This window comes from Streptomyces sp. NPDC037290 (assembly GCF_055603245.1).
Window position 1 is genome coordinate 171,306 of sequence record NZ_JBVJVZ010000001.1, and the last position, 13,793, is coordinate 185,098.

Genomic DNA, 13,793 nt, shown 5'->3' on the forward strand with positions numbered 1-13,793 from the left:
CACGCGACGGTGCCCCGTCAAGTCGCTACCCCTCCCAGTGCCCCCGCGCCCGCTCCCGCGCCTGTGCCGTCGCGCCCAGCCGGTCCAGGCCCAGCAGGGCCGCGCCCAGGACCGGGCTCGCCGTGACCACGCGGACGTCGGCCTTCGGGGCGCGGGCCGTCAGCAGGGCGCGGATGCCGTCGTCGAGCAGGGCGTGCCCGGCCGTCAGGACGCTGCCGCCGAGCAGGACCGGCGTCTCCTCCTCCAGCAGGTCGAGGCGGGTCAGCGCCACCGTGGCCATGACCGCCACCTCCTCCGCGAGCCGCGCGACGATCGCGCGGGCCACCCCGTCGCCCCCGGTGGCCGTGGCGAAGAGCACCGGAGTCAGCTCGTGCCGGCGGTCGTGGTCGACGTGCTCCAGGTGCAGCGCCTCGATCAGCGCGTACATCGTCGGCAGGCCGAAGTGCGCGGGCAGAGTGCGGGACAGGGCCGTCGGGCCGCCCCTGCCGTCCTCCGCGCGGGCCGCGTGCCAGAGGGCCTCCTCGGCCAGGCCCCAGCCGCCGCCCCAGTCACCGGAGATGCGGCCGATGGCCGGGAAGCGCGCGGTACGGCCGTCGGGGCGCATGCCGACGCAGTTGATGCCCGCCCCGCACACCACGGCCACCCCGCGCGGCTCGGCGACGCCCGCCCGCAGGATCGCGAAGGTGTCGTTGCGCACCTGAACCGACTGACCCCAGCCGCGTGCCCGGAGCGCGGCGGCCAACTGCTCCTCCTCGACGGGGAGGTCGGCGTTGGCCAGACAGGCCGACACATGCGAGACCGAGGTGACGCCGGCGTCCGCGAAGGCCCGCGCGACCGGTTCGGCCAGCGTGTCCAGCGCCGCCGCCACCCCCACCGCGGGCGGGCGGAAGCCGCCGCCGCGGGCCGTGGCCAGCACCTCCCCGGCGGCGGTGACCACGGCCACGTCGGTCTTGCTGTTGCCCGCGTCGATGGCGAGCACGGTCGAGGTCAGGCCCACGCGAGGTGCTCCCGGTTGTGTGCGATCAACTGGTCGGTGAGGGCGTCGGCGTACGCGTACTGGCCGATCAGCGGATGGGCGAGCAGGGCGCGGAAGACGCGGTCGCGGCCGCCGCGCAGCGCCGCCTCCAGGGCCAGCTCCTCGTACGCCGTCACGTTCGCGACCAGACCGGCGAACAGGGGGTCCAGCTCCGGGACCGGCAGCGGGGCCGGGCCGGCCGGGCCGACCGCCGCCTGCACCTCGATCACCGCGTCGTCGGGCAGGAAGGGCAGCGTGCCCCGGTTGAACGCGTTCACCACCTGGTACGGGCTGCCGCCCCCGCCGAGCAGGGCCGCCGCCAGGTCCACGGCCGCCTCCGAGTAGTAGGCCCCGCCGCGCCTGGCGAGCAGCGCGGGCTTCTCGTCCAGGGCCGGGTCGCCGTACATCTCCAGCAACTCGCGCTCCATGGCGGCCACCTCGGCGGCGCGGGACGGCTTGGTGCGCAGTTCGCGTACGACCTCGTCGTGGGCGTAGTAGTAGCGCAGGTAGTAGGAGGGGACCACGCCCAGGCGGTCCAGGAGGGGGCGCGGGAGGCGGAGGTCGTCGGCGATCGCGTCGCCGTGCTCTCCGAGAAGCTTCGGGAGGACGTTGTCGCCTTCGGGGCCACCCAGGCGCACACCTGTTTCCCACGTGAGGTGGTTGAGGCCCACATGGGCGAGGTGCACATCCGCCGGGGTCACGCCGAGCAGGCCCGCGAACTTCCGCTGGAAGCCGATCGCCACGTTGCACAGTCCGACCGCCCGGTGCCCGGCCTGGAGCAGGGCGCGGGTGACGATGCCGACCGGGTTGGTGAAGTCGATGATCCAGGCCCGCGGGTTGGTACGGCGCACCCGCTCGGCGATGTCCAGCACCACCGGAACCGTGCGCAGCGCCTTGGCCAGGCCGCCCGCGCCGGTGGTCTCCTGGCCGATGCAGCCGCACTCCAGCGGCCAGGTCTCGTCCTGCTGCCGGGCCGCCTGGCCGCCGACGCGCAGCTGCAGCAGCACGGCGTCGGCGCCCTCGACGCCGGCGTCCAGGTCGGCGGTGGTGACGATCCGGCCGCCGTGGCCCTGCTTGGCGAAGATGCGCCGGGCCAGGCCGCCGACCAGTTCCAGGCGTTCGGCGGCCGGGTCCACGAGGACCAGTTCCTCGATGGGCAGGGTGTCCCTGAGGCGTGCGAAGCCGTCGACGAGTTCGGGGGTGTAGGTCGAGCCTCCGCCGACCACGGTGAGTTTCATACAGGGTTAACCCTTCACTCCGGTGAGCGTGACGCCTTCCACGAACGCCTTCTGGGCGAAGAAGAACACGAGGATCACGGGGGCCATGACCAGCACGGTCGCGGCCATGGTGAGGTTCCAGTCGGTGTGGTGGGCGCCCTTGAAGGACTCCAGGCCGTAGGACAGGGTCCAGGCGCCGGGGTTCTCCGAGGCGTAGATCTGGGGGCCGAAGTAGTCGTTCCACGCGTTGAAGAACTGGAAGAGGGCGACGGCGGCGATGCCCGGCTTCGCCATCGGCAGGACGACCTTCAGCAGGGTCCTGAGGTCACCGCAGCCGTCGACCCTCGCCGCGTCCAGGTACTCGTTCGGGATCGTCATCAGGAACTGGCGCAACAGGAAGATGGAGAACGCGTCGCCGAACGCCAGCGGTATGACCAGGGGCCACAGCGTGCCCGAGAGGTCCAGCTGCTTCGCCCAGAACAAGTACATCGGGATGATGATCACCTGCGGGGGCAGCATCATCATCGAGATCACCAGCATGAGGGAGAGACTGCGGCCCCGGAAGCGGAGCTTGGCGAGCGCGTACGCCACCGGGACGGACGAGACCACGGTCAGGACGGTGCCGAGGCCGGCGTAGATCAGCGTGTTCTTCCACCAGGTCAGAAAGCCGGGCGTGTCGAAGACCTTCTGGTAGTTGCCCCACTCCCAGGTGTGCGGGACCAGGTCCCGGCTCAGCGCCTGGGAGTCGCTCATCAGCGAGGTCAGGAACACGAACACGAAGGGCAGCACGAAGAACAGCGCGGCGGCGACGCCGAGGGAGTGGATCGCGATCCATTCGAGGAGCGCGCGGCGCCGGGCCGAGCGCTCGGCCACGGACACGACCGGCGGTGCCGGCTTCACCGGCTGGTCGAGTACTTGGGTCATGGTCAGTCACCTGCCTGGATGAGACCGCCCCGGCGCCGCATCAGCAGTGCGGTGAACGCCATCGACAGGACGAAGAGGACCAGGGCGACGACACACGAGGAGCCGTAGTCGAAGCGCTGGAAGCCGAGGTTGTAGACGAGCTGGGGGAGGGTGAGCGTGGACTTGTCCGGGTAGCCGGGCTCGAACTGGGTGCCCGCGCCCTGGATCACCCCGGAGGCGACCTTCCCCGCGATCAGGGGCTGGGTGTAGCACTGCATGGTCTGGATCACGCCGGTGACCGCGGCGAACATCACGATCGGGGAGATGTTCGGCAGCGTGACGTACCGGAACCGCTGCCACGCGGACGCGCCGTCCAGCTCGGCCGCCTCGTACTGCTCCGCCGGCACGTCGAGCAGCGCGGCCATGAAGATGACCATCAGGTCGCCGATGCCCCAGAGGAAGAGCAGGGTGAGGGCCGGCTTGGACCAGGCGGGGTCGTTGAACCAGCCCGGCGCCGGGACGCCGGCCTTCTCCAGGAGCGAGTCGACCGGGCCCGTACCGGGGTTGAGCAGGAAGGCGAAGGCCATGGTCGCCGCGACCGGCGGGGCCAGGTACGGCAGGTAGAACAGGGTGCGGAAGACACCCGTCCCCGTCTTGATCTTGGTGATGAGCAGGCCGACGCCCAGCCCGAAGAGGACCCGGAGGGACACCACCACGACGACCAGCCACAGCGTGTTGCGCAGGGCGGGCCAGAACAGCGGGTAGTGCTCGAAGACGTAGGTCCAGTTCTTGCCCCCGCTCCACGTCGGCGGCCGGAAGCCGTCGTAGTGCATGAAGGAGAAATAGACCGTCGAGATCAGCGGATACGCGAAGAAGACCGCGAAGCCGATCAGCCAGGGCGACATGAAGGCGACCGTGCGAAGCGCCGCGCGACGGCGTTTCGACGCGAGAGTGACCGCGCTCATCGGCTACTTCGCCTGCGCGATGTCCGTGTCGATCTGTGCGGCCGCCGTCTTCAGGCCGGCCTTCAGATCGGTGATCTTGCCGCTCTCGTAGTCGTAGCCGAGCTGCTGGATCGTCACCAGGTACTGGCCGCCGTTGAGGGAGGCGGGTGACGTGGTGGAGTCCGGATGGGCGGCGATGTCCAGGAACGTCTTGAAGCGCGGGTCGTACTTCAGCTTCGGGGACCTCAGCGCGGCCAGGGTGGACGGCACGTTGTGGATGTCGTTGGCGAATCCGACCACGGCGTCCGTGTCGGTGGTGATGTACTTGACGAACTCCCAGGCCGCGTTCTGCTTGTGGCTGGTGGCGGCGATGCCCGCGACGGTGCCGGTGATGTAGCCCTTGCCGTACTGCGCGGCCTGGTCGTCGGGCACGGGCAGCGGGGCGACGCCGATGTCGAACTTCGTCCCTGCCTGCTCGGCCATCCCGAGCCGCCACTCGCCGTCGAGCTGCATGGCGACCTGACCGGTGTGGAAGGGGTGCTTGGGACCCCATTCGTCACCGAGCGTCGCCCGGAACCTCTCCAGCTTCTGGAACCCGCCGAGTCCGTCCACGAGCCGTTTCTGGAGGGCGAAGCCCTTCTCGAAGGCCGGGTCCTTGGCGAGGTTCGACTTTCCGTCCCTGGCGAAGTACGTCGGCGAGAACTGCGCGAAGTAGTGCTCGGTGGTGGTCTCCCAGCCGTGGTAGTCCGGCATGAAGCCCAGCTGCCTGTAGCCGTCGCCCTGGGCGATGGTGAGCTTCTTGGCGTCGGTCTCGAACTCGGACCAGGTCCTGGGCGGGTTCGCGAGGCCGGCCCTCCTGAACGCCGTCTTGTTGTAGTAGAGCCCGTAGGCGTCACCGAGCAGCGGCACCGTGCAGCGGTTCCCCTCGAACTGGGTGTACTCGTTCATCGGCTTCGGGAACGTCGTCTCCGGGTCGATGTCCGACTTCTTGAAGAAGGGGTTGAGGTCGACCAGCGCGCCGGAGGAACAGAACTTGCCGACGTTGTTGGTGGTGAAGGAGGAAATGACGTCCGGGGCCTCGTCGCCGCCCGACCGCAGCGCCTGGTTGATCTTGTCGTCGGTCATGTTGCCGACGACGTGCACGTGGATGTTGGGGTGCGCCTTCTCGAAGCCGGCGACCAGTGACTTGACGGCCTTCACCTCGTTCGGCGCGCTCCAGGCGTGCCAGAAGTTGATCGTCGTGTCCTTCGAGGCGTCGTCCGTGGCGCCGGAGCCCGACTGCCCGGTGCACGCGGTGGTGAACAGGGCCAGGGAAGCAGTCAGGGCAAAAGCTGCTTTTCGGGCAGCAGACGGTATGGCTTCGGGCATGGCGGGGTCTCCCAGGGGGACGGGGTGGGTGGAAGAGGGGGGCGCTCTAGCGCGAGGTGTCGAAGACCTCGTCGCGGGTGGTGACGAGCGCGGACTCCAACGCGCCGCGCAGTACGGGGTGTTCGCGGACGCCGCCGACGACCAGCCGGGGGCGGGCGGCGGCCAGCTCCTCCAGCTCGGCCTGGACGAGGGCGCGCAGCACCTCGCCGCCGGCCGTCAGCGCGGAGCCGCTGAGGACGACGAGTTCGGGGTCGAGGACGGAGACGAGCGAGGCGAGACCGGTGGCCAGCCGGGTCGCGTAGGTCTGCAGCAGCTCCCGGTAGGGGCCGCTCGTGTGGTCGGCGGCACGGGCGATGAGTTCGGCGGCGACCTCCGGATGCGACCCGGACGGAAGGTGGGGGATGCCGAGTTCCCGGGCCAGCTTCGGTACGGCCTGGGAGCCGGCCAGTTCCTGGTAGCCGCCGCTGTTGGCCTTGGTCACCTGCCGCACCAGGGGCGTGCCCGGCACCGGCAGGAAGCCGACCTCGCCGGCGCCGCCGGTCCAGCCGCGGTGCAGCCGGCCGCCGAGGACCAGGGCGGCGCCGAGCCCGTCCTCGTTCCACAGGAGGACGAAGTCCCCGTGGCCCTGGGCGGCGCCGAGCCGTTGTTCGGCGAGGGCGACGAGGTTGACGTCGTTCTCGTACTCGACCGGCATCGGCAGGGCGGCGGCGAGTTCGTCGAGCAGGGCGGGGGAGTGCCAGCCGGGCAGATGGGAGGCGTACCGCAGGCGCCCGGTGTTCGGGTCGAAGGCGCCGGGGGTGCCGATGACCAGCCGGTGCACGTCGGACCGCGCGAGCCCGGCCGCCTTCACGGCGCCGTCGAGCGCGTCGGTGACCTGCTGGACGACGGGCCGCACGGGCCGTCTCCCCGGTGTGGGCAGCTCGAACTCACCCACCGTGCGGCCGGTGATGTCGGCGACGGCGGCGCGGATGCGGTGCGGGGTGACGTCCAGGCCGGCGGCGTACGCGGCACCCGGATCGACGGCGTACAGCTGGGCGTTGGGGCCCGGCCGGCCCTCGCTGGTGCCGGTCACCCGGACCAGTCCGGCCGCCTCCAGCCGGGCCAGCAGCTGCGAGGCGGTGGGCTTGGACAGGCCGGTGAGCTTGCCGATCCGGGTGCGTGACAGCGGGCCGTGCGCCAGCAGGAGGTCCAGGGCGGCGCGGTCGTTCATGGCGCGCAGCACGCGCGGGGTGCCCGGCGTACCGGCTGTTCCTGCCATGGAGTTCGACACCTGCCTTTCCAGCCACCCAGCTTTTCAGTGACGCGGGCGCGGCGTCCAGCCTTGATCACCGGCCCCGGGAAGATCACTGTTAGGAAAGTTTCCTATCGCGGTGCGAGGAAGGTAAGCCCAGGACGAAGGGGGCGTCAATAGACAAGGGGCCCGGGGCGGCGGAGTTGGTGTCCCGGGGCCGGAGAAGTCCTCGGGTTCAGCTGCCGAGGAAGGGGGTGGTGTCGAGGGTGGGGTACGGCGCGGGGAGGGGGAGGGGTTCGCCGAGGCTGACCTTGGTGTCGGTGTCGTAGTACGCCTCGGTGGGGCTGTCGCCGGGGAGGATGGGGTCCGTATAGCAGTGGGCCGTCTTGGAATGGCGGTCGATGAGGACGTAGACGGGGATGCCGGCGGCGGCGTAGGTGCGGAACTTGGGGCCGGTGTCGGTCCAGTGGTTCGATGAGGTGACCTCGCCGACGAGGGCGAGCATGTCGGCGGGGTACCACCCCTTGTGGGCCTTGCGGTAGGACTCGTCCAGTTCGGAGGCCTTGCGGCGGCGGACGTAGAAGTCCGGGACGAGCAGGCCCAGGGTCCCGCCGTTCTTGGTGGCTGCGCGGTAGCCGTTGCCCATGCCCACGAGGTGGGTTCCAGCCATGCGGAACTGGAACGTCAGCTCCAGGGCACCGTCGTTGTGATTCTCGTCCGGCTGCGGCGGCACGATGACCGTCCCCTCGACGTACTCGGGTCGAATCGGCATCGGAGACGCCTCTTCGATCGCACTCAACAGGTCGGCGGGGTCCTGCGTCATCACCGGCTCCACGAGAGGTTCGGCGCTCATCGCTCGTTCTCCTTGTCGCGCTGATGTCAGGCTAAGCCCACGCCGGGCGCCCCGGCAGAACGATGGGGCACCCCGTGCGCTCTCCGCGCCGGGATGCCCCACCTGTTCACTCGAACGTGTGTGCCGAACCGTTCCGCTACTTCGCCGGAGGCGCCGGCCGCTGGGGAGCGAGGGGTGCCGTCGCCGCCGACTGCGCGGAGTCCGCGTTGGCGTACACCGAAGGCGCCGCGACCGAGGCTGTCGGGTCGGGGGCGTCCTCCGCGTCCTCCACGGACGTCGCGCCGCCCACGATGCGGATGCTCGCCTGGTCGAACGCCCGCTTGATCCGCCACCGCAGTTCGCGCTCGACCGTCAGCGCCTTGCCCGGCATCGTCTTCGCGGAGACCCGCACCACCATGGAGTCGATCAGCACGGAGTCCAGGCCGAGCACCTCGACCGGGCCCCAGAGCAGCTCGTTCCAGGGCTCTTCCTTGGTCATGTGCTCGGCGACGTCGTCGAGCACGGCCTTGACCCCGTCCAGGTCCTCGGACGACTTCACGGTGACGTCCACGCCCGCCGTCGCCCAGCCCTGCGAGAGGTTGCCGATCCGCTTGACCTCGCCGTTGCGGACGTACCAGATCTCACCGTCGGCGCCGCGCAGCTTGGTCACGCGCAGTCCGACCTCGATCACCTCACCGCTGGCCACCCCCGCGTCGACCACGTCACCGACGCCGTACTGGTCCTCCAGGATCATGAACACGCCGGAGAGGAAGTCCGTGACCAGGTTCCGCGCGCCGAAACCGATCGCCACGCCCGCGACACCGGCCGACGCCAGCAGCGGCGCCAGGTTGATCTTGAAGGTGGACAGCACCATCAGCGCGGCCGTACCGAGTATCAGGAAGCTCGCCACCGAGCGCAGCACGGAACCGATCGCCGCCGACCGCTGCCGCCGTCGCTCGGCGTTCACCAGCAGCCCGCCCAGCGCCGTGCCGTCCACGGCCTCGGCGGTGCGGCCCATCCTGTCTATCAGCTTGGTGATCGCCCGCCGCACCACCGCGCGCAGCGACACCGCCACTACCACGATCAGCAGTATCTGCAGCCCCATCGCGAGCCACGTCGACCAGTTCTGCTCGACCCAGCTCGCCGCGTTCGTCGCGCTCTGCTGGGCGTCCTGGAACGACGGCACGACGGGTGTCGTCCGTGACGGGGAAGGGGACGGGGTCGGCGACGCACCGGCGGCCAGCAGGACGGCGGGCAAGGACGACACGGCAGGTACCTCCAAGGTGCTGCACGGTCCGTACCGGCAAAGCGGTCAAGGTCTTCAAGGTCACGAAAAGGTCACCGGACGGACAGGACCACCACACTAACGGGGCATTGTGTGTGCCCCGCGCGGATCCGCCAAGGAGGCGTACGGGAGCGACGGGGGCGCACCCCAGCTTGAACAGGCCATGGCCCGGCCGGCTTGAACAGGCCGTGATCCGGGGGATGAATCAGATGTGGTCGAAAACACTCCCAGCCCGTTACCGGGACATGGTGGCGCTTCCACCAGGCATGAGGGGAGACTGACTGCAGATCGTCCCGGCGCGAGCCACGCGCCGCCGACGCCCAAGGAGGCACCCGTGCCGCATGTCCTGGTCCTCAACGCGTCGTACGAGCCGCTCGGCGTCGTACCGCTCCGCCGCGCGCTCGTCCTCGTCCTGGAGAACAAGGCCGTCTCCCTCGAGGAATCCGGCGCCTATATGCACAGCGCAACCGTCACAGTCCCCGCACCCAGCGTGGTCCGGCTCAAGCGATTCGTGCGGGTTCCCTACCGGGGGCCCGTTCCTCTCACCCGCCGTGCGCTCTTCGCCCGCGACGGGGGCCGGTGCATGTACTGCGGTGGCGTCGCAACCAGCGTCGACCACGTCATCCCGCGCAGCCGCGGGGGCAAGCACGTCTGGGACAACGTGGTGGCCTCCTGCCGCCGCTGCAACCACGTCAAGGCCGACCGGCACCTCGTCGAGCTGGGCTGGCGGCTGCGGCACAAGCCGGCGCCGCCGAGCGGCCTCGCCTGGCGGATCATCGGTACCGGGCACCGGGATCCGCGCTGGATGCCTTATTTGCAGCCGTACGGTGCGGATGACGCACTGGCCCGGATCGACGGCATCTCCGCCTAGTTCCGGGCCTGTGTTGTTCTGCGCCCGGTAGGGGCGCGGTGGTGGTCGTTGCCGCATGTCAGTTGCCGCATGTCAACAGCGCCCCGCGCCCCGCTCCGCGTACAGGGTCGTGCCCCACGTGCCCGCGAACAGCGCCGCCGCCGGTGCTGTCAGCGGCGCGAGGTGGGCCGGACACCGCGGCCACCACGGGCGCACGGCCGTACGGTCCGGCTCGTCCGACGCCGTGCGCGGGCTCGTACCCGTCACCGCCGAGGCCGGCACCTCCTTGACGTGGCAGTGGACGTGGCAGTCGGCGCGGCGGCGGCCGCGGGCCGCGGAGTAGGCCGACAGCCGGTCCCGGCGCGCCTGCTCGCCCGTCCCGGCCGTCGAGCCCGGAGTGGTTCAGGGAGCCGCAGGTCATGGCCCCGGCATCCGGCGAAGGAGGCGAGGACCGGCGAACCCGGCGCCGGCCCCGGCAGCGGGCCGCTGCGACGGCCCGCAACGGCGCCGCGTTCCCGTCGGCGCCGCCGGTCCCCCCCGGCTCCGCAAACCGCCACGCGTGCCGACGCCGTCACGGGGTAGGCCTGCCCTAACCCGTTCAAAGCCGCACCATCCGACTCGACCGTCCGCCCCGACCGTCCGCCCCCCGATCCGACCCGCGGATCCGACCCACCCAGGCGACTCACCTGAAGGAGGCCCCTGTGGCCGCAACGGCTCGACTCTCGATCCCGGCCCAGTGGAAACCCGTGGCGGAGCCGTCCGCCATGACCGACGAGGCACTGCTGTGCGCCTTCAGCGCGGAGGGCGCCAGCGCCCAGGCCCCGCTGACCAGCGAACCGCCCCTGCCCGACGCCGAGCCCCTGACCAGCGAGCCGCCGCTCGCCGACGCCACCCCGCTGACCAGCGAGTCCGACGCCTTCGGCGCGGGGTTGTAGATGGCCCCGGCGTTCGAGGAGCTCGCGGACGCGGAGCTGTCCCGGCTCGCCGAGCTGCACGGGGTCGCCACCTCCTACAGCCCCGCCCCGGGCCGCGACGTCCCCGTCCCCGCCTCCGCCGTGGTCGCCGCCCTGGCCGCCCTCGGCGTCGAGGCGGCCGGCCCCGGCGCCGTACGCACCGCGCTCGCCGCCCGCGAACGCGAGCTGCGCGAGCGCCTGCTGCCGCCGACGGTCGTGCACTGGGCCGGCGACCCGCAGGGCCCCGCCGCCCTCGCGGCCCTGCCGCCCGGTACCCGCCTGCGCGTCCGCACCGAGGAGGGCGAGGAGCGGGACGGGACCCGGAACCTCCCGCTCGGCGTGCACCGGGTGACCGCCGCGGCCCCCGACGGACGCACCGGCCACGCCCACCTCGTCGTCGCCCCCGACCGGCTGCCCGCCCCGCCCGGCCGCTCCCACGGCCTGCTCGTCCAGCTCTACTCCCTGCTCTCCCGCCGTTCCTGGGGCATGGGCGACCTCGGCGACCTCACCGAGCTGGCCGGCTGGGCCGGACGCACGGCCGGCGCCGGATTCGTCCAGGTCAACCCGCTGCACGCGGCCGTACCCGGCGCCCCCACCGACCCCTCCCCGTACCGCCCCTCCTCCCGCCGCTTCCCGGATCCCGTGCACCTGCGGATCGAGGCCGTCCCCGAGTTCGCGTACGTGGCGGACCGCGAGCGGCTGGGCCGGCTGCTGGAGCGGGCCGAGCGGCTGCGCGCCGCCGTCCTCGACAAGGGCGCCCTCATCGACCGCGACGCCGTGTGGGAGCTGAAGCGGGAGGCGCTGGACCTGGTCCTGGCCGTTCCCCTGGGCCCCGGCCGCCGGGCCGCCTACGACGACTTCCGCGCCGCCCACGGCCAGGCCCTGGAGGACCACGCCACCTGGTACGCCCTCGCCGAGACCCACGGCTGCGACTGGCAGCGGTGGCCGTCCGGCCTGCGGGACCCGCGTTCCGCTCAGACCGCCCGCGCCCGCGCCGACCTCGCCGACCGCGTGGACTTCCACGCCCGCCTCGCCTGGCTCACCGACGGCCAGCTCCGCGCCGCCCAGCGCGCCGCCCGCGAGGCCGGGATGCCGGTCGGGATCGTGCACGACCTCGCCGTCGGCGTGCACCCGGCCGGCGCCGACGCCTGGGCGCAGCAGGACGTGTTCGCCGCCGGCATGTCCGTCGGCGCCCCACCCGACGCCTTCAACGCCCGCGGCCAGGACTGGGGCCTGCCGCCCTGGCGCCCCGACCGGCTCGCCGCCACCGGCCACGCTCCCTACCGAGACCTCCTGCGCGCCCTCTTCCGCTACGCCGGCGCCCTGCGCATCGACCACGTCATGGGCCTGTTCCGGCTGTGGTGGGTCCCGCAGGGCAGCCCGCCCACCGAGGGCACGTACGTCCGCTACGACGCCGACGCCATGCTCGCGATCCTCGCCCTGGAGGCCACCCGGGCCGGAGCCGTCGTCATCGGCGAGGACCTCGGCACCGTCGAGCCCGGTGTCCGCGAGACGCTCGCCCGGCGCGGCGTGCTCGGCACCTCGGTGCTGTGGTTCGAGCGCGACTGGGAGGGCGACGGACGCCCGCTGCCGCCCGACCGCTGGCGCGCCGACTGCCTGGCCACCGCCACCACCCACGACCTGCCGCCCACCGCCGCCCGGCTCACCGGCGACCACGTCGAGCTGCGCGACCGCCTGGGCCTGCTCACCCGGCCGGCCGCCGAGGAACGCGCCGAGGCCACCGCCGACACCGCCGAGTGGCTCGCCCTGCTGGGCAGCCTCGGTCTGCTGGACCTGACGGCCGCCGGACCGCCCGGCACCGACGAGGAGGAGGAGATCCGGGCCTTCCACCGCTTCCTGCTGCGCACCCCGGCCCGGCTGATCGGCCTCTGGCTCCCGGACGGCGTCGGTGACCGGCGCCCGCAGAACCTGCCGGGCACCTGGGACCAGTACCCGAACTGGCGGCTGCCCCTCGCGGACCGCGAGGGCCGGCCGGTGCCGCTGGAGGAACTGACGGCATCCCCCCGGCTGAGGGCGCTGCTCGATGTGTTCACGCAGGCCGGGGACGGGCGGACCACCGGTACCCGACCCCGCGCGCGCGGCCTTCCGGGTGATTCGCTAACTTGAGATCGTGGACAAGAAGAACGCCCTGCGCGCCGGTGCCCTGGCCGCCGGTACGACGCTGATGATGCTGCTCATGTCGTCCCCCGCGCTCGCGCTGACCCGCGACGACGGCGACGACCCCGGCCCGGGCCTGAGCGTCGTCCAGACGCTGGGCCTCTACGTGCTGATCCCGCTCGCGCTGTTCGCGGTCATCGCCGGTCTGGTCATGGCGCTGGACAAGTCCAAGATCAGGACGATCAAGCCCTCGTCCGCCGTGAAGTCCGAGGCCAAGGCCAAGGCCTGACCGGACACCGGTTCTTCCGCCGGGGCGCCTGTCCCCGGTGCCCTCGCCGGGGGCGCCTGGTCCCGCCGGTACGTGCGCACCGCCGTACCCGGGTGCGGACGGCGCCCTCGGCGTTCTGTCTTTCCCGGGCCCCTCAGGGGGTCGGTGCGGTCAGGTACCGCTGTACGGTCGGCCCGAGCCACGCCAGCAGTTCCTCGCGGGCCAGCTCCCGCGCCGCCGGCAGCCGCAGCACATAGCGGGTCAGGGCCAGTCCGAGCAGCTGGGCGGCACACAGCGCGGCCCGCCCGGGGACCTGCTCGGGGTCGGGGCACACCTGCCGGGCCACCGGCAGCAACTGGTCCCGGAAAATGCTCTGCATCCGTTCGGCCCCGGCCCGGTTGGTGACGCCGACCCGGAGCACGGCCGTGAGCTCCTCGTTCTCCTCCCACAGGCCGAGGAAGTGGCTCACCAGCGCCCGTCCGACCTCGTCCCTCGGCACCTGCGCCAGATCGGGGAGCCGCAGGTCCAGCGCGACGGCGGCCGCGAACAGCCCCTCCTTGCTGCCGTAGTAGCGCATGACCATCGACGGGTCGATGCGCGCGTCCTTGGCGATCGCCCGGATGGTGGCCCGTTCGTAGCCGTCGGCGGCGAACCGCTCACGGGCGGCGGCGAGGATGGCGGTCCGGGTGGCGTCGGAGCGGCGCGCCTGGTGCGTTCTGGTGCCGTCTGTCATGCCAACGAGCGTAGGCCAACGCGTGTGGGCCAACAAGTGTTGACCGCCTGTGTCGCGCGGTTCTAGGCTTGCCAAC

The 13,793-nt window shown here is 72.0% G+C and carries 14 protein-coding genes; 5 read left to right on the forward strand and 9 right to left on the reverse strand.

What is annotated here, in order from left to right; all coding sequences use genetic code 11:
• Positions 1 to 25 precede the first annotated feature (25 nt).
• From ACZ7HQ_RS00800 to ACZ7HQ_RS00835, 8 genes are all read right to left on the reverse strand, one after another.
• The gene (locus ACZ7HQ_RS00800; protein ID WP_470982917.1) at positions 26 to 997 is read right to left on the reverse strand and encodes an N-acetylglucosamine kinase; all 972 of its coding nucleotides are present in this window, start codon (positions 995 to 997) and stop codon (positions 26 to 28) included.
• Positions 988 to 2,253: a 6-phospho-beta-glucosidase gene (locus ACZ7HQ_RS00805; protein ID WP_470982919.1), complete on the reverse strand. Its 1,266-nt coding sequence runs from the start codon at positions 2,251 to 2,253 to the stop codon at positions 988 to 990. Before ACZ7HQ_RS00805 ends, ACZ7HQ_RS00800 begins: the two co-directional genes overlap by 10 nt.
• A 6-nt stretch (positions 2,254 to 2,259) precedes the next feature.
• Complete coding sequence (locus ACZ7HQ_RS00810; protein WP_470982922.1) at positions 2,260 to 3,156, reverse strand: carbohydrate ABC transporter permease; 897 nt, start codon at positions 3,154 to 3,156, stop codon at positions 2,260 to 2,262.
• A gap of 2 nt (positions 3,157 to 3,158) precedes the next feature.
• Positions 3,159 to 4,100, reverse strand: coding sequence for a carbohydrate ABC transporter permease (locus ACZ7HQ_RS00815; RefSeq protein WP_470982924.1), 942 nt, complete (start codon positions 4,098 to 4,100; stop codon positions 3,159 to 3,161).
• 3 nt (positions 4,101 to 4,103) lie between these two features.
• The gene (locus ACZ7HQ_RS00820) at positions 4,104 to 5,447 is read right to left on the reverse strand and encodes an ABC transporter substrate-binding protein (protein ID WP_470982926.1); all 1,344 of its coding nucleotides are present in this window, start codon (positions 5,445 to 5,447) and stop codon (positions 4,104 to 4,106) included.
• Positions 5,448 to 5,493: 46 nt separating this feature from the next.
• Complete coding sequence (locus tag ACZ7HQ_RS00825) at positions 5,494 to 6,705, reverse strand: ROK family transcriptional regulator (protein WP_470982929.1); 1,212 nt, start codon at positions 6,703 to 6,705, stop codon at positions 5,494 to 5,496.
• A gap of 208 nt (positions 6,706 to 6,913) precedes the next feature.
• A complete protein-coding gene (locus ACZ7HQ_RS00830; protein ID WP_470982931.1) occupies positions 6,914 to 7,531 on the reverse strand; it encodes a Uma2 family endonuclease in 618 nt (205 codons plus the stop codon).
• A gap of 136 nt (positions 7,532 to 7,667) precedes the next feature.
• Positions 7,668 to 8,777: a mechanosensitive ion channel family protein gene (locus ACZ7HQ_RS00835; protein WP_470982934.1), complete on the reverse strand. Its 1,110-nt coding sequence runs from the start codon at positions 8,775 to 8,777 to the stop codon at positions 7,668 to 7,670.
• A 352-nt stretch (positions 8,778 to 9,129) separates the two neighbouring features.
• Here ACZ7HQ_RS00835 and ACZ7HQ_RS00840 point away from each other — a divergent pair, with 352 nt between their 5' ends.
• The 5 genes from ACZ7HQ_RS00840 to ACZ7HQ_RS00860 all read left to right on the forward strand — a co-directional run bounded on the left by ACZ7HQ_RS00840 (position 9,130) and on the right by ACZ7HQ_RS00860 (position 13,005).
• A complete protein-coding gene (locus ACZ7HQ_RS00840) occupies positions 9,130 to 9,666 on the forward strand; it encodes an HNH endonuclease (RefSeq protein WP_470982936.1) in 537 nt (178 codons plus the stop codon).
• Between the two features lie 118 nt (positions 9,667 to 9,784).
• Complete coding sequence (locus ACZ7HQ_RS00845) at positions 9,785 to 9,988, forward strand: hypothetical protein (protein WP_470982938.1); 204 nt, start codon at positions 9,785 to 9,787, stop codon at positions 9,986 to 9,988.
• A 358-nt stretch (positions 9,989 to 10,346) separates the two neighbouring features.
• The gene (locus tag ACZ7HQ_RS00850) at positions 10,347 to 10,580 is read left to right on the forward strand and encodes a hypothetical protein (RefSeq protein ID WP_470982940.1); all 234 of its coding nucleotides are present in this window, start codon (positions 10,347 to 10,349) and stop codon (positions 10,578 to 10,580) included.
• Positions 10,581 to 12,725, forward strand: a complete 2,145-nt coding sequence (gene malQ / locus ACZ7HQ_RS00855) for a 4-alpha-glucanotransferase (RefSeq protein WP_470982943.1) — start codon at positions 10,581 to 10,583, stop codon at positions 12,723 to 12,725.
• A 4-nt stretch (positions 12,726 to 12,729) separates the two neighbouring features.
• Positions 12,730 to 13,005: a hypothetical protein gene (locus tag ACZ7HQ_RS00860; protein WP_470982945.1), complete on the forward strand. Its 276-nt coding sequence runs from the start codon at positions 12,730 to 12,732 to the stop codon at positions 13,003 to 13,005.
• Between the two features lie 133 nt (positions 13,006 to 13,138).
• On the opposite strand, the gene ACZ7HQ_RS00865 is transcribed toward ACZ7HQ_RS00860, so the two are convergent.
• Positions 13,139 to 13,717 carry a TetR/AcrR family transcriptional regulator gene (locus ACZ7HQ_RS00865; RefSeq protein ID WP_470982947.1) on the reverse strand — a complete coding sequence of 193 codons (579 nt, stop codon included), beginning with the start codon at positions 13,715 to 13,717 and terminating at the stop codon, positions 13,139 to 13,141.
• Between the last annotated feature and the right edge of the window lie 76 nt (positions 13,718 to 13,793).